This is a genomic window from Prolinoborus fasciculus, assembly GCF_056724605.1.
Map to the genome: position 1 here is coordinate 1 of NZ_JBWZQN010000039.1, position 20,571 is coordinate 20,571.

21 protein-coding genes are annotated in these 20,571 nt (G+C 45.1%); 8 read left to right on the forward strand and 13 right to left on the reverse strand.

Annotated features, from left to right (window positions below):
• Positions 1-430 precede the first annotated feature (430 nt).
• Positions 431-610: a DUF7230 family protein gene (locus AC1P5O_RS10225; protein ID WP_004729442.1), complete on the forward strand. Its 180-nt coding sequence runs from the start codon at positions 431-433 to the stop codon at positions 608-610.
• Here AC1P5O_RS10225 and AC1P5O_RS10230 read toward each other — a convergent pair.
• The 3 genes from AC1P5O_RS10230 to AC1P5O_RS10240 all read right to left on the reverse strand — a co-directional run bounded on the left by AC1P5O_RS10230 (position 607) and on the right by AC1P5O_RS10240 (position 4,019).
• On the reverse strand, positions 607-1,113 hold the full coding sequence (locus AC1P5O_RS10230) for a hypothetical protein (RefSeq protein WP_499005987.1): 507 nt from the start codon (positions 1,111-1,113) through the stop codon (positions 607-609). The two genes, AC1P5O_RS10225 and AC1P5O_RS10230, sit on opposite strands and share 4 nt — an antisense overlap.
• A 36-nt stretch (positions 1,114-1,149) precedes the next feature.
• Positions 1,150-3,447 carry a phosphoenolpyruvate--protein phosphotransferase gene (ptsP, locus tag AC1P5O_RS10235; RefSeq protein ID WP_129716838.1) on the reverse strand — a complete coding sequence of 766 codons (2,298 nt, stop codon included), beginning with the start codon at positions 3,445-3,447 and terminating at the stop codon, positions 1,150-1,152.
• Between the two features lie 89 nt (positions 3,448-3,536).
• Complete coding sequence (locus AC1P5O_RS10240; RefSeq protein ID WP_004278502.1) at positions 3,537-4,019, reverse strand: RNA pyrophosphohydrolase; 483 nt, start codon at positions 4,017-4,019, stop codon at positions 3,537-3,539.
• Positions 4,020-4,201: 182 nt separating this feature from the next.
• On the opposite strand from AC1P5O_RS10240, the gene AC1P5O_RS10245 reads away from it, so the two are divergent.
• Both AC1P5O_RS10245 and AC1P5O_RS10250 read left to right on the forward strand, forming a co-directional pair.
• Positions 4,202-4,852, forward strand: coding sequence for an HAD family hydrolase (locus tag AC1P5O_RS10245; protein WP_138742829.1), 651 nt, complete (start codon positions 4,202-4,204; stop codon positions 4,850-4,852).
• 161 nt (positions 4,853-5,013) lie between these two features.
• Positions 5,014-5,262 (forward strand): DUF2789 family protein, encoded by a 249-nt coding sequence (locus AC1P5O_RS10250; RefSeq protein ID WP_004278500.1) that lies wholly within the window; start codon positions 5,014-5,016, stop codon positions 5,260-5,262.
• Positions 5,263-5,311: 49 nt separating this feature from the next.
• Here AC1P5O_RS10250 and ovoA read toward each other — a convergent pair whose 3' ends face one another.
• The 3 genes from ovoA to AC1P5O_RS10265 all read right to left on the reverse strand — a co-directional run bounded on the left by ovoA (position 5,312) and on the right by AC1P5O_RS10265 (position 8,941).
• Positions 5,312-7,486, reverse strand: a complete 2,175-nt coding sequence (ovoA, locus tag AC1P5O_RS10255; protein ID WP_138742830.1) for a 5-histidylcysteine sulfoxide synthase — start codon at positions 7,484-7,486, stop codon at positions 5,312-5,314.
• A gap of 150 nt (positions 7,487-7,636) precedes the next feature.
• Positions 7,637-8,512: a LysR family transcriptional regulator gene (locus AC1P5O_RS10260; protein ID WP_004278498.1), complete on the reverse strand. Its 876-nt coding sequence runs from the start codon at positions 8,510-8,512 to the stop codon at positions 7,637-7,639.
• A gap of 192 nt (positions 8,513-8,704) precedes the next feature.
• The gene (locus AC1P5O_RS10265; protein ID WP_004278497.1) at positions 8,705-8,941 is read right to left on the reverse strand and encodes a DUF2061 domain-containing protein; all 237 of its coding nucleotides are present in this window, start codon (positions 8,939-8,941) and stop codon (positions 8,705-8,707) included.
• Positions 8,942-9,200: 259 nt separating this feature from the next.
• Here AC1P5O_RS10265 and leuC point away from each other — a divergent pair, with 259 nt between their 5' ends.
• The 4 genes from leuC to leuB all read left to right on the forward strand — a co-directional run bounded on the left by leuC (position 9,201) and on the right by leuB (position 13,079).
• A complete protein-coding gene (gene leuC / locus AC1P5O_RS10270; protein ID WP_005107970.1) occupies positions 9,201-10,634 on the forward strand; it encodes a 3-isopropylmalate dehydratase large subunit in 1,434 nt (477 codons plus the stop codon).
• Between the two features lie 21 nt (positions 10,635-10,655).
• Positions 10,656-11,306: a 3-isopropylmalate dehydratase small subunit gene (leuD, locus tag AC1P5O_RS10275; RefSeq protein ID WP_138742831.1), complete on the forward strand. Its 651-nt coding sequence runs from the start codon at positions 10,656-10,658 to the stop codon at positions 11,304-11,306.
• 87 nt (positions 11,307-11,393) lie between these two features.
• Entirely contained in the window at positions 11,394-11,957 is a 564-nt protein-coding gene (locus tag AC1P5O_RS10280; protein ID WP_262472367.1) for a hypothetical protein, read from the forward strand.
• A gap of 42 nt (positions 11,958-11,999) precedes the next feature.
• A complete protein-coding gene (gene leuB, locus AC1P5O_RS10285; RefSeq protein WP_064094871.1) occupies positions 12,000-13,079 on the forward strand; it encodes a 3-isopropylmalate dehydrogenase in 1,080 nt (359 codons plus the stop codon).
• A 40-nt stretch (positions 13,080-13,119) separates the two neighbouring features.
• On the opposite strand, the gene AC1P5O_RS10290 is transcribed toward leuB, so the two are convergent.
• From AC1P5O_RS10290 to infA, 3 genes are all read right to left on the reverse strand, one after another.
• The gene (locus AC1P5O_RS10290; protein WP_138742833.1) at positions 13,120-13,518 is read right to left on the reverse strand and encodes a hypothetical protein; all 399 of its coding nucleotides are present in this window, start codon (positions 13,516-13,518) and stop codon (positions 13,120-13,122) included.
• A 144-nt stretch (positions 13,519-13,662) separates the two neighbouring features.
• On the reverse strand, positions 13,663-14,043 hold the full coding sequence (locus AC1P5O_RS10295; protein WP_004278491.1) for a hypothetical protein: 381 nt from the start codon (positions 14,041-14,043) through the stop codon (positions 13,663-13,665).
• 134 nt (positions 14,044-14,177) lie between these two features.
• The gene (gene infA / locus AC1P5O_RS10300; protein WP_001284370.1) at positions 14,178-14,399 is read right to left on the reverse strand and encodes a translation initiation factor IF-1; all 222 of its coding nucleotides are present in this window, start codon (positions 14,397-14,399) and stop codon (positions 14,178-14,180) included.
• A gap of 231 nt (positions 14,400-14,630) precedes the next feature.
• Between infA and AC1P5O_RS10305 the strand changes: the two genes are divergently transcribed.
• Entirely contained in the window at positions 14,631-15,638 is a 1,008-nt protein-coding gene (locus AC1P5O_RS10305) for an AraC family transcriptional regulator (RefSeq protein WP_005107962.1), read from the forward strand.
• 92 nt (positions 15,639-15,730) lie between these two features.
• On the opposite strand, the gene truA is transcribed toward AC1P5O_RS10305, so the two are convergent.
• From truA to AC1P5O_RS10325, 4 genes are all read right to left on the reverse strand, one after another.
• Positions 15,731-16,528: a tRNA pseudouridine(38-40) synthase TruA gene (gene truA, locus AC1P5O_RS10310; RefSeq protein ID WP_138742834.1), complete on the reverse strand. Its 798-nt coding sequence runs from the start codon at positions 16,526-16,528 to the stop codon at positions 15,731-15,733.
• Positions 16,529-16,543: 15 nt separating this feature from the next.
• Complete coding sequence (locus AC1P5O_RS10315; protein WP_138742835.1) at positions 16,544-17,512, reverse strand: asparaginase domain-containing protein; 969 nt, start codon at positions 17,510-17,512, stop codon at positions 16,544-16,546.
• Between the two features lie 47 nt (positions 17,513-17,559).
• Positions 17,560-18,876: a T4P machinery localization factor FimV gene (gene fimV / locus AC1P5O_RS10320; protein ID WP_138742836.1), complete on the reverse strand. Its 1,317-nt coding sequence runs from the start codon at positions 18,874-18,876 to the stop codon at positions 17,560-17,562.
• A 66-nt stretch (positions 18,877-18,942) separates the two neighbouring features.
• Positions 18,943-20,508 carry a FimV/HubP-related protein gene (locus tag AC1P5O_RS10325; RefSeq protein ID WP_499005988.1) on the reverse strand — a complete coding sequence of 522 codons (1,566 nt, stop codon included), beginning with the start codon at positions 20,506-20,508 and terminating at the stop codon, positions 18,943-18,945.
• Between the last annotated feature and the right edge of the window lie 63 nt (positions 20,509-20,571).

The window sequence follows — 20,571 nt, forward strand, 5'->3', positions numbered from 1 at the left end:
GGAAGCAGATGAAATATTATTGGCGAGATTTTCAAGTCATGACAGCTGACAAAATAGAGCAATGGGTGGAGAAAGTATCAAACCAATTCGGAAAAGAATACATGTTTACTTTTTAATGGATACTTATCTAAGTCGATAATATGTTTTTATCAAAGGATAAAAATAATAAGTGAATAGTATTGTTTAAAATAAATTTTATAACTGATTTATTTTAAACGTTTTTTTAATCAAGTTTTGTTGGTCTGAAGAAACCCATAAAAATAATGAATGGAATAAGGGTGTTTTCTGGCTATAGCTCGCATTTTTGCATACAGAAAATCCTATCCAGATGGTCTTTATTTTTAAAAAAGCATTGGCAAATATGCTTGAAAATTAGTCAGTCGGCCCTATAATTATCTCACTCCTTCCTCAAAATCACATAGAGAGTAAAATGGCCAAGAAAAAAACAGCCGAGCAGGTGGTGATCCACAATTTTGTGGCAAAACACATGCATGAAGTCAACAAAAGCCAGGTCTTTGTAGACCGAAAGAAAAATGCAAAACGTGGCTACAACAAGCACAGACAAGGGCGATATTCCATGGAAGATCGCCCTTTTTTAATGGCTGCTTAAGGTCTGTAAGGTGGCTGGGGACGACGCGGTGGCTGTTTAGGATTGGTTTTAACTGGAGAGAGCGGGGCGACAGGCCGGTTGTTACGAGTTTGCGAATATTGATTTGGATGCCGGGATGGCGTTGTCGATTCATCCGCAATTAAGTCATTAAAGAATTTATTGAGTCTGCTTTGCACTGGCGCTTTGTGGTGAGGGGAGTGAGACTGTGGTCTGGCCTGCTGAAAACTGGCAAATTGATCTTTTTGCTGATGATAGAGTCTGGCGGCAATGACGGAGGGGTCATCTCTGCCTAAACGCCGCCGTTGCGATGCCGAAATTTCAATGCCCAATAATGGAGTCATTTTAGGCCGATCGGCATAGCTCGTTGCTCGATTGCTGGCAGGGCGTATATAAGATGAACCGGAATCATGAGCTTCTTTGCGGGCGGCCAAAGCCGGTGCAAGAATGACTACATAGAACACCGCAACAATCATGAACAGGATGACCAGAAATTCCATAACCACCTCTACCACTGTCGAGGGACTGGAAAAAGTCCCGTATTAGGCACTCACCATACGTGATGCTGATTTCACCATATCCCCTAAATTATGGGTTCTGAAATAATATTCTAACCAGCTTTTTACTATGAGTGGATTGTCCATTTTTAACACATGTTGCAGCAATTCCTGTGCATCACTCATCGGAACATGACAAATGGTTTTACGTACCCGCAAAATATTACTGGAACTCATTGACAGGGTATTAAAGCCCATGGCCATGAGCAAAACTGCAGACAGTGGATCGCCTGCCATTTCACCGCAGATACTGACCGGTTTTTCATTGCGATGACAGTCCTGGACCAGACGGGTCAGAGCACGTAGTACTGCAGGGTGTAAATGTGAATAGACATTGGCCACCCGTGGATTATTGCGATCCACAGCCAACAGATATTGGGTCAGATCGTTGGAGCCGACCGAGAAGAAATCCACCAGTTCGGAAAATTCATCAATCTGATGAAGCACACTCGGCACTTCCACCATGATGCCGAGTTTCGGCTTGTTTATCTTGACCTGTTCTTCTTCCTGAATCGCCGCATGATCACGTTCCAGCAAGTAGAGCGCTTCCTCGACCTCGCTGACACTGGTCACCATTGGCAGCAGAATATGCAGATTATTCAGCCCGATACTGGCCTTGAGCATGGCACGAATCTGTGAAGAAAAAATTTCCGGATGATCCAGAGTAAAACGAATGCCACGCCAGCCGAGTGCCGAGTTTTCTTCTTCAATCGAGAAATACGGCAGGTCTTTGTCTGCACCAATGTCCAACGTTCGCATCACCACCGGTTTATTGGCAAAGTGACTGAGCTGCTGACGATAAATCGCACGTTGTTCTTCCTCGCCCGGGAAGCGGTCACGCAACATAAACGGAATTTCAGAACGGTATAAACCGACACCTTTGGCACCGCGCTGCACGCCACGCACCACATCAATCATCAGGCCGGTGTTGACGTAGAGTTTGACCGCCACGCCATCCGGGGTAATCGCATCTTTGGTTTCGTACTGGCGCAGATCTTTAGCAAGCTGTTCTTCTTCTTTTTGAATTTCTTTATAGCGACTGCGCAGGCGACGTGGGGGATTAATAAAGACCCGGCCCTGATGTGCATCGACAATCATCTCTACATCATCGAGGGTGTTGATCGGCAGTTCGGTCACGCCGACCACGGTCGGAATACCAAGAGCACGCGCCACAATCACCATATGTGAGTTCATGGCGCCTTCGGTAGTGACAATCGCGGCAATTTTATCTACAGGTAGTTCAACCAGTGCAGCCGTCGAAATTTCCTCACCAATCAGAATACTTTCATCGGTCAATTCACGGTGACTGGCATCGGCTTCCTGTAAGCGCGCCAGAATACGGCGGCCCAGATCTTTTAAGTCCGCTACCCGCTCACGTAAATAATCATCTTCCATTTGGGAAAATTGTGCCACATGATTGTCAATAACAATTCGCACGGCGCCTTGTGCCCAGTGACCTTCACGAATAAAAGCCTTGATTTCTGCAGGCAGGGCATTTTCATCCAGCATACGCAAGAACACGCTAAACAGTGCGCGTTCCTCGGCCATCAACGCATCCTGCATTTTGTCATCCAGTGACTGGATTTCTTCACGGACTGAATTTAGCGCGTTATCTAAGAGCTGCAGTTCTTCGCTGATGTCATCTGCTTCACGGTCAGGGACTGCGGCAAGATCTGCTGGTGGATACAGAATCACTGCACGACCTAAGGCAATGCCACCGGAGCCAGAAACTCCCTGAAAGGTTTTATAGGCGGGCAGGTTGCTCGGCTTACGGAATACATCGATATTGCCAACGGCATGGGCATGGGCGATGACGCCAGAAAGCTGCGCGCAGAGTGTGACCAGAAAGGATTCAGCAGCTTCAGAAAAGTCCTGTGATTCTTTATTCTGAACCACCAGTACACCCATGACCTTACGGCGGTACATCACCGGCACACCGAGGAAGGAGTTATAAATTTCCTCACCGGTTTCAGGTAAAAACAGGAAGCGCTCATGTTTAGGGGCATTGTCCAGATTGACAATTTCTTCACGTTGTCCAACCAGGCCCACCAGACCCTCACCGGTCTGCAAAGACACATGGCCGACAGATTCTGCATTCAGGCCTTTAGACGCCATGAGCAGATAACGCTGATTGCGTTCATCGAGGAGATAGATCGAGCAGACATCAACCTGCATGGCCTCGGCCACATGCTTGACCATAATGTCGAGTGATTCATGCAAACTGGTGGACGCATTGATCTCCTGAACAATACGTCTCAAGGTGTCCAGTTGCATATTCGACATAAGGTCTGCTCCGTCTATTCAGAATTTCAGTGATTAAGTTTATTTATAACAATAGCCGCGTAAAAAATCTGCATTATTTATGCGATTTTTTAAGGTTTTTGCTGGGGTAGTTGCTGACACAACTCCACCAGGGCTTTGCGGTAAACATCACGTTTGAAATTCACGACTTGACCGAGTGGGTACCAGTAACTGACCCATTGCCATTGATCAAATTCGGGCGGATCAGACAGATTCAATTGAATATGCTGAACGGGGGCCGTGAGTTTGAGTAAAAACCACTTTTGTTTTTGACCGATACAAACCGGATCAGAGTCCGTACGAATGTATCGATGTGGCAAACGATAGCGCAACCAGCCTTTGGTTTGCGCGACTATCTGGACGTGTTCGGGCAATAAGCCGACTTCTTCTCTCAGCTCACGATAGAGTGCCTGCTCAGGGGTTTCTCCATATTGGATCCCGCCTTGTGGAAATTGCCATGCATTATGACCAATGCGTTTTGCCCATAAAACCTGTCCAGCATCGTTTGCCAAAATGATCCCGACATTCGGTCGGAAACCTTCAGAGTCGATCATTTGGCTACCTAAAAATTGTTTAATTTATGCCTTTGCCATCGGGGAGCATTATTTCGTTATCCAACTCGAAAAAAGCAAAGTTTAAAAATGTTAAAATTGCTATGATCTTAACGAATTTCTATCGACTAGCGGAGATAGATTTACAATTTTTTTCTTAAATTTCAGTTTTAACGAGTATTTTCATGAAATTGGCGCTATTTGATCTCGATCACACCTTGTTAAACACGGATTCGGATCATTCTTGGGGAGAGTTTTTGGTCAGTGAGGGCCTGGTCGATCCAGTTCAGCATCGCGCCATGAATGACAAGTTCTATGATGATTATAAAAAAGGCCAGCTGGATCCTTATGCCTATAATGAATTTGTGTTCCAGTTTCTGACCAAACATGACAATGATTATTTGACTGAATTACATCAACTGTTCATGCAAAAAGTCATTCGTCCACAAATGCGTCCCGAAGGTTTTAAAGCCATTGAGCGCCACCGTGAAGCAGGGCATGCCTTAGTGGGCATTACCGCGACTTCAGACTTTATTACTGCCCCCATTTTTCGTGAATTCGGAATTACTGAAATTATTGCCACCAATGCTGAAGTCATTGATGGGAAATATACTGGTAAAGTCATCAATACTGCATGCTATCAACGAGGCAAGCTGGTGCGTCTGGAACAATGGCTGGAAGGCCGTGATGTCACCGAGTCTTGGGCTTATTCAGATTCGATTAATGACCGTTTCTTGCTGGAATATGCGGATCATGCGATTGCAGTCAATCCGGATGATCGTTTGGAAACTCTAGCCCAAGAACAAGGCTGGGAAATACAGGACTGGTCGATCTAAGTATTCTAGTCCCATTCATGTGATTTATTCAGCACAACTTCGGTTGTGCTTTTTATTTGCCTCAATGGAATATTAATGTTTTTTCACAGTCAGGCTGAATCAGATATGCTATGCTCAAAAAACAGGACATGATAACAATAGTAGATTCTGAGGTATGAGATATGACTCACGTTCGACCACGTATGACACATCTGTTCCAGCAGCTTGGCTTGGATGCCAGTGCAGAAGGTATTGAAACATTTATTCACGAGCATCAATTACATAAAGATCTGACTTTACTGGATGCGCCGTATTGGTCAGAGGCACAACGTCAATTTTTAAGCGAGAAAATAGCATCTGATGGCGAATGGGCGATTGTGGTAGATCAACTCAATGAATCCTTGCATGAAAATTCAACCAGTGAAGGATAAGATATAAAGCCAATCGTATGATTGGCTTTTTTAGACTATGACCTTACCTTTAGCGAATCCGTTTCCAGATCGTGACTTGTGACAGCGTGTGTTGATACTTTCTGGCCGTTTCCCGAATCACAAAAGGCACATCTTGGGGTTCGGCCACCAATTCAAAGTGCTGGGTTAAGATATTGCTTATACCAGCCAAGGTCGTGATGTTTTCCCCATCCTCCTGAAAACCGCCTAGCCATTCGCTACGCGCCGTATGTTCTTCCAGCCAGGTATAGGGTGAGCTCAGCATTAAAATACCACCCATATTGATACGCTCATGAATCTGCATCAAAAAGTCTTTCGGATGATGCAGCCGGTCAATCAGATTCGCTGCCAGAATAAAATCATAGCCACTAAAATGTGCTTTCAGGTTGCAGGCATCAGCCTGAAAAAATTCTGTTTTCGACGCAACCTGATCCAAAATAACATCTTTAAGTGAACAGCTTTTTTCTTCGTTTAATTCACCTTCTAGCGGCAGCTGATAACGTACCCTATTGCCTTGAGCCAAATAGACTGCCTGCTGGATAAAACGTGCTGAGAAGTCCAGACCGGTCACCTGATCAAAATAGTGTGCCAGTTCAAAGCTGGCGCGGCCGGTAGCACAGCCAATATCTAAGGCACGATGACATGGCGCTTGCTGAAAATAGGGTTGTGCCAGATGGACCAGTGTTTTGGCAAAATTGGCAACACCAAAATATTCGGGGCCGTACTGGAATTCCAGATATTGGGAGACCAGCTGGTCGCTTTCATAATGCGAAGGGAAATGTTGCAATGCTTGATCAGAAGCGACGTAGCGAAAACCAGTGTGCTGAAAGAAATGCCGTCTGAAGGCGTAGCGGGAACTATATAAAGCTTCATTGCCCGCCGAAATCCAGGAGCCACCTTTCATCAGGTTATGGCGACCGTCAAAGGTCGGTGTACTGAAATCATCATAAAATGGATGCACCTGAAAACCCTGAAATGGATAGATCGGGGTTTCAGTCCACTGCCAGACATTGCCTTGAATATCGTAAAAATCACCCTGCTTGAAATGATCCACCGGACAGGAGCTGGTGCCGTATTTCAACTCGATATTGGCCTGTTCAGGACTTTGTAAATCTGGATCCAGGTCTGAAACGGCATACAGGCGATACCATTCATCTTCAGTCGGCAAGCGAATGGTTTTTCCAAGCTGTTGCGATTTCCACTGACAAAAGGCCTTGGCTTCATGATAATTCACTTCTACCGGCCAGTCCCAAGGCATCGGCACTTCTTCCAGCATCAGTCGCAATGACCAGCCTAATTCAGTTTTGCGCCAGAAACAGGGATGAGCAGCTTGTGAAAATTGCAGCCAGCCTAGACCTTCTTCACTCCAGTATTGTTCGGTCTGATAACCTTGTGCTTCGACAAAGGCCAGAAATTCCTGATTCGATACCAGATATTTGGAAGCTGCAAAAGCCGCAACCTCGGCTTGATGCAGGCCGTATTCGTTGTCCCAGCCATAAAATGGATGGTTAAAATCTTTCTGTAAATGCACTTTGCCTTCCGGCACATCCAGCAAAATATTATCCGGGGCCATGCCGGTAATAATATTGGCACGCCATTGCGGATGCTGGCGTACATGTTCCAAAGCATGCTGGCGGATCAGCACAGAAGAAGTTTCCAGATGAATCCGTTCATGCTCGATGCCCATGATGATGGTCCACCACGGATTCTGCCAGTTCAAGGGCAGAGTCAACGGAGCATGTTCAAGGATGTTCAAGATCAGGGCACGTACCTGATGACGATAATCGCGGACTTCCTGCACGGCAGGCCAGTCATAATGTATTTTATCCAGATCGTCCCAGCTCATCTCGTCTACACCGATTGCGAAGATACTTTCAAAATGCGGATTTACGCGTTCGCTAATCAGCTTGCTGAGCAGCAGTTTATTGACAAAAAAAGTGGCGGTATGGGCAAAATAAAAAATCAGCGGATGACGTAAAGTAATCGGCTTGATGAAAAAAGCATCTTCATGTTTGAGGCATTCAAACAGTTGTTCATAGGTGTCAAAGGTGTTCAGGAAATATTCGCGCAGGCAGTGCCGGGCAGTCTGTTCATCGGCAAAATCAAGTGCCGGCGTGGGCAGCAGCATCGGTTTGGCCGAAAGCCATAGGCTGCTTGTATTGGTTTTATCTTGAGAGTGGGATTTTAAGGGAGAATCGAGCTGCATCCGTCAGGCTCCATCGAATAGTTTTAAGCATTCCTCTGCACTGCAAAAGAATGGAATTGTCTTAAAAATACTCGAAAGATATCGCCAGATGGGGTGTATTTAGGTAACAAAATGCTGCACCGTTTTGGATGCAGCATGTTCAGGAACGGCTTAAATAGACAGCGAGGCACCCTGCATGAGCTGAACCAGAGCCTGAGCTGCTTTGGACTGAGTACGACCGGGATGCCAGACCATGCCCAAACGACGGTTCATTTCCAAGTTGATGTCCAGCTGGTGCAGGTCGTGATTGACCAGGGTTTTTGGCAGTACTGACCAACCTAAGCCAATCGATACCAGCATCCGGATCGATTCCAGCGGATTATTGCTCATGCTGACTTTCGGTTTAATACCCTGTTTTTCAAACTCGGCCAAGGTGATCTGCGAGGTATAGGTCTGTGATGATGGCAACAGGCTCGGGTAGTCGAGCAAATCTTCCAGACACAGATTTTTTTGCTGTGCCAGCGGATGAAACGGTGCCACCACAAAGACCAGAGGATCATTCCAGATGGTCACGTAATTTAGACGCGCATCACCACGGGGCGGCAAGGTTAAAAATGCCAGTTCCAGATCGCCGGCAATTACCTGTTCATGCGCCTGTTCGGAATCTACAAAATGCACATCCAGAGTCACGTCCGGATATTCCTGGACATAACGGCGCAAATGACTCGGCAGATGATGCAGGCCGATATGATGGCTGGTACCAATTTTCAGTTTGCCCTGTACCTGACCTTGTTCATGGCTCAAGGTATAATGAATATCCCCGAGTTCATTCAGCCAGTTTTTCACTTTAGGCAACAGGGAGTGTGCCGCGTGGGTGGCCTGTACGCCACGTCCGGCAGATTCAAACAGCTTGACCCCAAAGTATTCTTCCAGACTGTGAATACGTTTGGTGACAGCAGGCTGGGTAATGAAGAGCTGATCTGCGGCCAGAGAAATCGAACCGGTTTCCATGACTTTCACGAAGGCTTCAAAGGCTGCGAGATTCATCTTAATCACCTATAAAGAATTTTTATGTGTAAATCTATTATTGTTATATTTTAAGAATAAATCAAAGTAAAATTACCTTATCTATGTTGCAGTGCTGAATTACTATACATTTTCAAAGCCTTGGCATTTTAAAAACTAAAAAAGACTGCCTTTCTCAAAACAGCCTTTCATCTGGAACCTCGACCGAAGAGTTTAGACGGTAATGTCCTCATTCTGCTGTTGGTTATTACCCTCCCAGATTTTTTCGTGGAAGAAGAAAGCCACTGCTTGTACCGTTGGCTCTAATAAACTTAAGGCAATGGCCATGGTCAAACTGCCAGTCACCAAGTAACCCACAATCATCGCTACTGTAATATGCATAATGTAGTAGCTGAAGGTCTTTTTGAACATGCGCTGGTTGTTGTCTACAAAGCGTTGAATATGTGCCATGTCGAAGTTCCTTAAAAATAATCTCTGTCGATGAAGAAATAATAATAATTCTCATTTAATTTGTAAAAGCGAATATTTTTTATAAATTAATCGGAAAATTAGATTTATAAAAATAGAGCTCAAGCATGATTTGATTCAGCTTTTAAAAGATTCCAAAAAGTTTTTTAACTGATAAAAATGATAAATTAGATTTATGTGATTGCAGCGATATAATCAAAATCAGAGAAAGAATTTACCCAGTCTAGTGGAGTACATCGACATGGCAGGCGCAACCCAAACAGCAAAAACATTATATGATAAATTGTGGGACGACCATTTAGTAACGCAACGTGATGATGGTTCTGCCTTACTGTACATCGACCGTCACTTATTACATGAAGTGACTTCTCCACAGGCCTTTGAAGGTTTGCAATTGGCCGGGCGCAAGCCATGGCGTTTAAGTGCTAATATTGCCACACCGGATCATAACGTACCGACTTCGAAAAAAGAGCGTGAGCAGGGCGTTGCCGGAATTGAAGATGAAACCTCGCGCATCCAGGTGCAAACTTTGGATGACAACTGCAAGACCTTTAATATTGTTGAATTTGATATTAACGATATCCGTCAGGGCATCGCGCATGTAGTTGGGCCGGAGCAGGGCTTGACCTTACCGGGCATGACCGTGGTATGTGGTGATTCGCATACAGCAACCCATGGTGCTTTTGGCTGCTTGGCGCATGGTATCGGGACATCCGAAGTTGAACATGTATTGGCGACCCAATGCCTGGTTCAAAAGAAGATGAAAAACATGCTGGTGCGTGTTGATGGCAAATTAGGTCAGGGCGTAACACCGAAAGATGTGGTTTTGGCCATTATCGGCAAGATTGGTACCGCAGGTGGTACCGGCCACGCGATTGAGTTCGGTGGTCAGGTCTTCCGTGACATGTCGATTGAAGGTCGTATGACCGTGTGTAATATGGCGATCGAAGCCGGTGCACGTGTCGGCATGGTGGCTGTCGATGACAAAACTATCGAGTATGTTAAAGGCCGTCCTTATGCGCCGACTGCGGAACAGTGGGATCAGGCAGTGGCTTACTGGAATACTTTGCATTCGGATGAAGGTGCATATTTTGATACGGTTGTCGTGTTGCAAGGTGAAGAAATTGAGCCACAAGTGTCTTGGGGAACTTCTCCTGAGATGGTGATTCCAGTGTCTCAAGCAGTACCGACTTTAGAACAAGCCAAAGACGATGTACAACGCAATGACTGGAACCGTGCTTATCAATATATGGGCTTAAATGCCGGTCAGGCCTTGGCTGAGATTCAGCTGGATCGTGTCTTTATCGGTTCGTGCACCAATTCGCGTATTGAAGATATCCGTGCTGCAGCCGAAGTGATCAAAGGTCGCAAAGTCGCATCTTCAATCAAACAGGCGATGGTGGTTCCGGGTTCGGGTCTGGTGAAAGCTCAGGCAGAAGCGGAAGGCTTGGACAAGGTATTTGTAGAGGCAGGCTTCGAATGGCGTGAACCTGGCTGTTCAATGTGCCTGGCAATGAATGCAGACAAGTTGCAACCGGGCGAGCATTGTGCCTCGACTTCGAACCGTAACTTTGAAGGTCGTCAGGGCAATGGCGGTCGTACTCATCTGGTGAGTCCAGCCATGGCAGCCGCTGCTGCGATTGCAGGTCACTTTGTTGATGTTCGTTCATTTTAATTGGTACGTAGGAGCACAGACATGAAAGCTTATACCGTTGAACAAGGTATCGTTGCACCTTTAGACCGTGCCAATGTCGATACAGATTTAATTATTCCAAAACAGTTTTTGAAATCGATCAAACGTACCGGTTTCGGTGACAATTTGTTTGATGAATTACGTTACTTGGATGAAGGTTATCCAGGTCAGGACAATTCAGTTCGTCCGATCAATCCGGACTTTGTCTTGAACCAGCCACGTTATCAGGGTGCGTCTATTTTAATTTCACGTGCCAACTTTGGATGTGGTTCTAGCCGTGAACATGCGCCGTGGGCTTTGAGTGAATACGGTTTCCGTACTGTTATTGCGCCAAGCTTTGCCGATATTTTCTTTAATAACTGTTTTAAAAACGGTATGTTGCCCGTGATTTTGGCTGAAGATATTGTTGAGCAGTTATTTAAGGAATGTGCGGCAGATGAAGGCTATCAACTGACCATTGACTTGCAGGCACAAGAAGTTCGCACCCCTACAGGTGAAAGCTTTAAGTTCGAAGTCGATCCATTTCGCAAGCATTGCCTGTTAAATGGTCTGGATGATATTGGCTTAACTTTGCAGGTGGCGGATGATATTCGTGCCTATGAAGAAAAAACCAAACAATCGCGTCCTTGGGTATTTGCCGAAATTCATGGATAAATCAGTAAAAATTGTCATGGCATGACTGCGATGCCCTTGCTAATATCGGAAGATTATTGAGTTTTTTGATTGGGTAAGACAGACATTATGGCGAATTATTGGAAACAGTGGCTTACTTTAAGTTCAGTATCGGTGCTGTTGACTGCATGTCAAAGCATCGACACGATGAAACTCAAACATGCCAAAGAAAATACTGAGAGCAAAAGCAATGCCCTGATCTACTGTACAGGGACGCCAGATTGTCAGTTCGAACGCTTCAATCAGACCATTATTGTCAACGCTGACAATGGCCGCATCAGTGATGAGGCGCTGAAGCAGAAACTGGTGCGCTTGCAGGCCAAAAATTTAAATCAGGCCAATTCGATTTATTTATCTGTGCCGGCAGGACAGCATGAACTGGTCGTGCGTTTTTATCCGATCAGTAAGGATAAAGCGGAAACTTTACATGTATTCCATCGTTTTCAGGCCAATAACCGCTATAGCTTAAAAATGTTCCGTGACCGTAGTGCGCGTAGCAGCAGTTTATTAAATGCTTCGGCACCGGATCCGCTCTGTGTAGATCTGGTACAAGAGCAAAAAACCATTCGTCGTTTTTGCAAACCCTATAATGCAGTCACCGGGATTGCAGAGTTTGTAGAAAAGAAAATCTAACCTCTGTCAGGTCTGAATCTGACGTTTTAAACGGAAAATCTCATGTCTAAACAAATTTTGATTTTAGCTGGTGACGGCATCGGCCCTGAAATTGTAAAAGCCGCAGAGCAAGTACTCACACGCGTAAATGAAAAATTTAATCTTGATTTGACATGGGAACAGGGCTTACTCGGTGGTGCAGCCATTGATGCACATGGTTCACCGTATCCAGACGTGACCTCTGAACAGGCCAAAAAAGCCGATGCGATTTTACTTGGTGCCGTGGGCGGTCCAAAATGGGATACGATTGAGCGTTCAATTCGTCCGGAACGTGGTTTATTGAAATTACGTAGTGAACTGAACCTGTTTGCCAACTTGCGCCCAGCGATTCTTTATCCGCAATTGGCTGATGCTTCAAGTTTAAAGCCTGAAATCGTAGCAGGTCTGGATATTCTGATTGTGCGTGAATTGACCGGTGGTATTTACTTCGGTCAGCCACGCGGTATCCGTGAACTGGAAAATGGCGAGAAACAAGGCTATAACACTGACGTTTATTCAGAATCTGAAATCAAGCGTATCGCCAAAGTCGCTTTTGAAATGGCCAACTTGCGCGGTGGTAAAGTATGTTCAGTGGATAAAGCCAACGTGCTTGAAGTAACTGAACTGTGGAAACAGACAGTGACTGCGCTGAAAGATGCCGAATACCCTGAAATTAATTTATCGCATATGTATGTCGACAATGCCGCAATGCAACTGGTGCGTGCGCCAAAGCAGTTTGACGTGATTGTCACCTCGAATCTGTTCGGTGATATCCTGTCTGATGAAGCTGCGATGTTGACCGGTTCAATCGGCATGTTGCCATCGGCATCTCTGGATGAAAATGGCAAGGGCATGTATGAGCCTTGTCATGGTTCTGCACCAGATATCGCCGGTCAAAACCTGGCAAATCCATTAGCGACGATTCTTTCGGTGGCGATGATGTTGCGTTATACCTTCCGTGAAGAAGCGGCTGCTAAAGCGATTGAAGATGCAGTAGGTCAGGTCTTGGATCAAGGCTTGCGTACGGCAGATATCATGTCTGAAGGCATGCAAAAAGTCGGTACGGTTGAAATGGGTCAAGCAGTCGTTGCTGCATTGAACTAAGCCTGTTTTTTTATAATAGAAATTTCAAAGCTTAAACCCCTTAACAGGTTCGGCCTGTGGTGCGTACCGCGGTCGCAATATTATCTTTGAGTAAGAAGGTGATTTTACATTGCAATTTGACGTCGTAGCCGCCGGCAGGACTTACTGAGACAGGAATCGGTACAGTGCCTGTTCCTGTGGCAGGAAACTGCGCTACAGGCAAAGGAATGGTAATGGGGCGTTGTACCACATAGCTTAATTGTTTTGCGCTGCGTTCAGGCTCACTGATCTGCTGGTAACCTAAACGTTTTAGATCCAGAGTTTGATCGATCAGTTGGCTGCTTTGCCCAATGAACTGTTGTAAATAGGCATCACGCTGCGTAGTTGTTGATGAGGTGGTGCTGCATGCATTAAGCAAACTGAATGCTGTACAGCATACTAAAATCAGTGTGAACTTCATGAGCTGTCCTCACACCAAATAAAATGAGTGTAAGCGCATTACATGCAAAAATACTGTTGTGATTTGATACACGGTAGAAGTTTAGCGTGGTGAGGTTGATCCCTGATTTAATCCGATACAGGCTTTGAACTCGATGAGTACAGCTCAGCAAGCTCTACCGGTAAAGCGAATCGCCTGAACAATTTCATCTTTCAAGTCAAACCAGATTTGGCATTTCATCTCAATGTTATAACCACCATTTGAGGGCATCGGCATTGGTGCGCCGATCGGAATGCTCTGACTAATATTCGGCGTTCCCATTGGAATATTCATATCCCGAAAAATAGTGTAGCTGAGAAATTCTGTGGTTTGAATCGGTTGCTGGGAGGTCTTGAATCCAATGGCACGAAGATCAAGCTGGCTACGAACCTGTGCGGCAGTTTGACCTACATAAGGTTGTAGAGACTGATGCAGATGCTGATTGCCGCCGGTAGCGCATGCAACGAGAAACAAGCTGGAAAGTAGGGATAAGCATTTCATATTCATTGTTTTTATACATGTTATTTTTAATTCAATGAATAGTCGTGAATTTATAAGGCTGTGTCAAATTATTTTATTGATTGATAAATAATTCAAGTAATAAAAAAGCCACTAAAAGTGGCTTTTGCTTGCGCTAAAACTTAGCGTGCACGATATGTGATACGACCTTTAGTCAAATCATAAGGTGTCATTTCAACCTTCACACTGTCGCCAGTTAAAATACGGATATAGTGTTTACGCATTTTACCAGAGATGTGGGCAATCACTTCGTGACCGTTCTCTAAACGTACACGGAACATAGTATTAGGAAGCGTCTCGGTGACAACGCCTTCGAACTCGATGAGTTCCTCTTTATTGGCCATAGCCTACCTGAATGAATAAATTGGAAAGGCGCAAATTATAGTCAATTTTTTTGCAAAATACAAGACGAAACGGGCGTTAGACTGATCATCTGCCAGTAAAATAGGCGAACTGTCACGATAATTTTTTTAACTAAAAAGACACCTGTTTCTGTTGTCAGTTTGGTCAATCACAGTTAATCTAAAATTAATCTTTTTAAGTATAAATGAAGTACATACAAGGAAGGCTTTTGAGTGAGTCAGCTAACGGATGCATCAGTCGTATTGCGTTTAGGCTATCAGGCGATTCGTCGTGCGGGGTTGCCAACAGAAGAACTTTTGACCAAAGCAGGAGTGGCTTTAAATCAGGTGGAAGCCAATGACCGTACCCCGCTGAGTGCCCAATATGCCTTTTGGGTGGCGGCAGAGGAAGTCAGCAAGGACCCGGACATTGGATTGCATCTGGGTGAGCACCTGCCACTTTATCGTGGTCAGGTCATTGAACACCTGTTTGTTTCATCTGAAAATTTTGGTGAGGGACTGAAACGTGCTTTGGCTTATCAGCGACTGATCAGCGATGCCTTTGCTGCCAAATTAGTGATTGAAGATGATCGCTGCTATTTAACCAATGGTGAACAGCCTTTTGCTGAGAGTCTGGTCAATCGTCATTTTACTGAATGTGCTATGTCAGGTGTACTGCGTTTCTTTAAATTTATTACCGAAGGGCGTTTTGAGCCGATTTATATCGATTTTAATTTTTATAAAGGGGCACCTGATGATGAATACTTCCGGGTTTATGAGTGTCCGGTCAGTCTAGGTCAGAAAGAAACTCGTTTGTATTTCGATCCGACTATCCTAGAATATCCGCTGTGGCAGGCTGAACCTGAGCTGTTGCAGCTGCATGAGCAACTGGCCATTGAAAAGCTACAGGAACTGGCAAGATATGATCTGGTCGGTGAAGTACGTCGTGCAATCGGCTCTACTTTGGAGAGTGGCGAAACCACGCTAGAAACTGTGGCAGCCCAGCTGAACATCACACCACGCCGTTTGAGAACACAACTGAGTGAGGCACATACCAGCTTTCAGCAGATTCTCTCGGATTATCGCTGTCGTCTGGCCAAGCGTTTGCTGGCGAGTACTAATGAGAGCGTCGAGCGGATTGTCTATCTGACCGGTTTTTCTGAGCCAAGTACCTTCTATCGTGCCTTTAAACGCTGGACCAATGAGACGCCGGTGGAATATCGGAAACGGAAGCAGCGTTAAAAATCCCTCCTAACCTCCCTTTAAAAAAAGGGAGGAATTCCCCTCCTTTTAGGAGGGGTTGGGGGAGGTAAATATTCTAAAAAATTTAAAAACTATTCCGGCATATTCAGCCAATGTGGCCCTAAAGGTAATTCAGGTAAGTCAAACTGTGCCGGATAGTCGGCATGAATAAAATATAAACCATCTGCAGGTGCGGTCACGCCAGCAGCTTTACGGTCTTCGGCAGCGAAGATACTATCAATATGATCGGCAGCATACATGCCTTGACCAATTTCTAGTAAACAACCCATGATGTTGCGCACCATATGGTGCAGGAAGCCATCGGCTTGAATATCCAATACCAGATATTGACCATGCCGGATCAGACGGCAATGGCTGACATGACGGACGGGTTGATTGGACTGACAGGCTGCGGCGCGGAAGCTTTCAAAGTTATGCGTGCCTTCAAACTTTTTCGTGGCGTATATCATCTGTTCAACATCAAGCGGTGCATAGACATGGGTGACCTGTTTATGCAGCAATGCCGGGCGCACAGGGTGGTTATAGACCACATATCGGTAGCGGCGCGCCTGTGCCTTAAAACGGGCATGGAAGCTGTGATCCATTTCTTTGATCCACTGAATCGAGATGTCTTTAGGGAGTTGGCTATTGCAGCCCATTAGCCAGCCACGTTCAGAACGCACGGCATCCGTATCAAAATGCGCCACCATATTGGTCGCATGTACCCCGGCATCCGTGCGGCCGGCACCATGCAGGCTAATCGGTTGATCGGCAACTTTGCTCAGGACCTTTTCAATGGTTTCCTGTACGCTTGCAACTCCCGGCTGTTGAGTCTGCCATCCCCGATAATGCATCCCACAAAACTCAATTCCCACCGCAAAACGCTGCATAATGACCTCAAAACCTTATTGATCGTACCAATGACGATGCCATTGCTCTACAGTGTCGTATTGTAAATACATTTTCAGGGCTTTTGCATACAGATCCGCATGTCCATAACTTTCATTCAGCAAAATTTTGCAGTGATTCACCCATTCGGCAATGGCATAGCGCTGATCCGTCGCACCAAAAGGCACTTGGGTGGTTAAGACGCAAATACAGCCCTGCTCATAGAGTTGATCAATGAGCGCAATCATGGTGTCATTGACCGCCAGGTTGCCAGTGCCAAAACCTTGCAAAAATAGAAAATGCGGTGGTCGAGCCAAGAGGTTGTTCAAGTTATTCAGCTGCTGAGCCAGATCAATCGGCTGCATCATGATGCTCATGCAGTTGAATTCAGCCGCTTTCGCAATATCTTTTACCTTGACCTGATAACACGGTTGATGGGTCTGGATTGCGATATTGGCCTCAAGACCGGAAAAGGCATTTAACTCAGTAGTATGCTGTTTCAGTGCAGTTTGCGCATGTAGCAGCTGATGATGGAATGCCAGATAGACTCCAGCGCTACATTCGCTGATGGAATCTAGTGCAAATTTCAGGTTATCCAGGGCATCACTAAATTCACGCTGTTCATTGCCTTGAGCATTCAGCAACGGATATTGGCTACCGGTCAGCACCACATGCGCCGAGTTTCCAATAAAATGTGCCAGTACTGCACTGGCATAACTCAGCGTATCTGTACCGTGAATAATCACAAAATGCTGGATTTGCCGCGATTGCAATTGCTGAATAAACTGTACCAGTTGCAACCAGTCGGTTGCTGTGCAGGCACTACTGTCCTTAATGGCGGGTGCATGGTGGCATTCTACAAAATACTGCTCTGCAAGTATCTGTTCGAGTTTTGGAATAAATAAATCAGCAGGCATCGGTGCAAGAGGGTCTCCCACGCAGCCGAATGTGCCACCCATATAAATTAATGCAATATTTTTTATCATAAAAAAAGCAGCCAATTATTGACTGCTTTAGTGTAAATCGAAATGCATCAAGATGCGATTTGATTCAGTAATTGCTCTGCGCGTTGCTGTTGTTCAGGAGTATATTCAGCTTCTCGCTCGGCAATGATTTCGCGGGCAGCGGCATAAGCACCGAGTTGAATATATTGCTGCGCAAGATCAAGATTGAGACTCGCTTCATTAACATCCAGTAATTCCGGGAAAGATTGTACGAGTGGATCATGCTGGTCTACGGCTACCTGAGCTGGCGTAGCAGGGAGGTCGAAACTCATCACTGTTGCAGCAGGCGCTTCTGGCGTGGTTTCCAAATAATCTAATTTAAAATCTATGTCTGCTAGATTGGTTTGTGGCGTTAGTTCTGCCATAGGTGCTGCAGCTGTCAAACTGGACAGATCAAACTCAGTCGCTGGCACCGCAGTTTTTTCAGCTGCTGGTACAGGTGTATCAAGTGAGAATGAAAAATCGAGAGGCTTGATTTCTTCAGTCACAGTTGGTGTTGTTTCTACTGGAGCAGGCTGTTCCAAATCCAGTTTAAAGTCTAAGACAGGTGCCGTTTCTGTTACTGCTCTAGTTTGAATATCTGTAGATGTAGTTTGAAATTCAAAATCTACAGAAGGAGCAGCAGGTACAGGAGCCTCTTCAGCTTTTGGTGTTTCTACTGGGGTAGTCTTTGGTTCAAAATTAAATTCAAGTGGCTGAATATCTGCTACAGGTTCTGCAACAGGGGCCGGCTTGCTTGATTGAAAGTCCTGCTGCAATTGTTCAAATGCCAGTTCATTTGAAGGGGCCGGTGCAACCAGATCGGCAAAGGCATCTGAAGTTGAAGCAGCTTCCTGCGCAGAAGAAGTTTTAGGCTGGGCACTTGGAAAATCAATAGTATCTTGTACAGCAGATGAAGATTTTTCAAATTCACGCTGTTTTGCTTCAGCTTGTACCAGAATCTCATCTAAATGCAAAGAACGGATATGGTTAAGCAGCTGTGAAATCGCAAACTCATCTTTTTGTAAGATGTGAATATCCAATAACAACAGATAGAGTTCATGCTGGGAATTATCCCGATTCAGTGCCTGATTAATCTGTGCTTCGGCCGCAAAAAAATTACGGTCCTGAATCAGGCCCTCAATTTTCTTACGTGTGTCTGCTGATAATGGCGTTGCTGATTTTTTTGTGACCCCGACTGGCTCCACCACCTTGGTTCTTTGTGGGGCAGCTTTTGACGCAGAACCAGGTTTTTTTGCTTTTACCGTTTTAGTTTTTGCTTTATCTGATTCTTGAGCATCTTGTCGTTTTTTAAAGACAATTAATACGATGATCAATATCACTAATGGAATCACATAAATCAGCATGTTTTACCCCTTGGGGATAGAGTAGTTTAAGTTCGCCTATCCCAATAAATCGTCATGTGTAACTTTTTAATTAATTGGCTTCTTATCTGCTTGTTGGGCTTTGAGCTGTTGTTGTAGCTGGGCCAGACGCGCATTTAATAACTGAATTCTGTGATCCTTCTGATTGAGTGCCAATTCTAATTCAGTTACGTTTCTCTGTAATTTAACGGTTTTTTCTCGGGCTGTCATAACTTTTAATGACAATTCCTTTGATGTTTGATTGCGTTCTGTGTTCTGGTTTGCAGAAACTTGCCCGGAATCGCGCTGGTTCTCAGCCACTAGGCTCATTTCTGCCTGATTCAGGCGGTATTTAGTCTTGCCAGTAGGCTTAGACGGTAGCTCAGTTTGCTTTACCGCAGTGACTTTAATAGGCGCAGGTGTAGGATGAGTCGTATTTAAGTTCAATGCAGCACCTTTACGTAGACGATTGGCATTTCCTCCAATAAAAGCATGCTCATTGTCTTTTTTAATTTGTTGCATGACTTCATTGACAGGACGCTGCTGCTGTTCGGCAATTCTTGAAGCAATCCCCCACAGTGACTCATTGGATTGAACCACATAAGTAGGTGGAGTCTGATTCGGAGTTGCTTTGACTGGTGAGGCTTTTGTTGTAACTGGAGCTGGAGTTTTCACCGGATTGGCTGATCCAGTTGATTTTCTGGCTTGCTCCTCAGCAAATTTCTTCACCAATGGATCACTGGAAGCTGTTTGATGATCAGAACGGGACTCTACAGCTTTCTGCACATCTGCTTTATTTGGTACTGATGCGCTTTGATTTTCTGGCATCGTACTAGCCGGTTTGTTTGCAGTTGAAGCTGCTACAGGAGCCGGCGATGCAAGAGTTGCTTGTGAGGTCTTTACTGAGTCTGAAAGCGCCGCTGCAGTTTTAACTGGGGCTTGAGTATCGGGTGCAGTTACAGCCTCGCTTTTCAGTACAGGCGCAATCGCTTGAGCCTGAATCGCTGGACTTGATGTCATTACAGCTGGCACAAATGCAGTTTTAGGAATAGAAGTGTTCGATAATGTTGGTGGTGCTGTACGTTGCAATGCCAACGGCTTTTCTAGAGCCGGTGGCTTATTTAAGGCTGTGGAAGCTGTTGTACTGTAATGACTACTTACGGGTAAGTTGAGTGCAATATCTTTTTCACTGACGACGATAACTGGTGCAAGCGGGCGTTCATTCTGTTTGAGACTGGCTTTTAATAAATCGGTTTTAGCTTGTAAGGGCGTACGAATATGTTGCAGCCGTGCGGCATTGCCTTCCTTGATTTTGACAATAATATTCAGCTCGCGCTCTGTCATTGGTCGAGAAGAAGTAATAGTAATGACCCCGGTGCCATTATTGCTACGCCGAGTAAAAAAGTTTAGATGACCAGGCGGCTGATGCGATGCACCAATTGACATTAAATCTTCAGGTGAAGCCAGACTGACTTCAATCGGCAAATTGATATTAGACTGCCGAAAAGTCATTTCTGCATAGAGTAATTCCCCAGGGGCAGACTGAATCTGAACCGGATCTACATTAATCGCATAAATGTTTTGTGAAGCGACAATGGCTAAAATGGCAAGCTTTAATTTGTTATATACAGTCATCTTAATCGTGAGCTCAGTCATTATCGCATAGCGAAAATTATAGATTAACGGGATGTTTGTTTT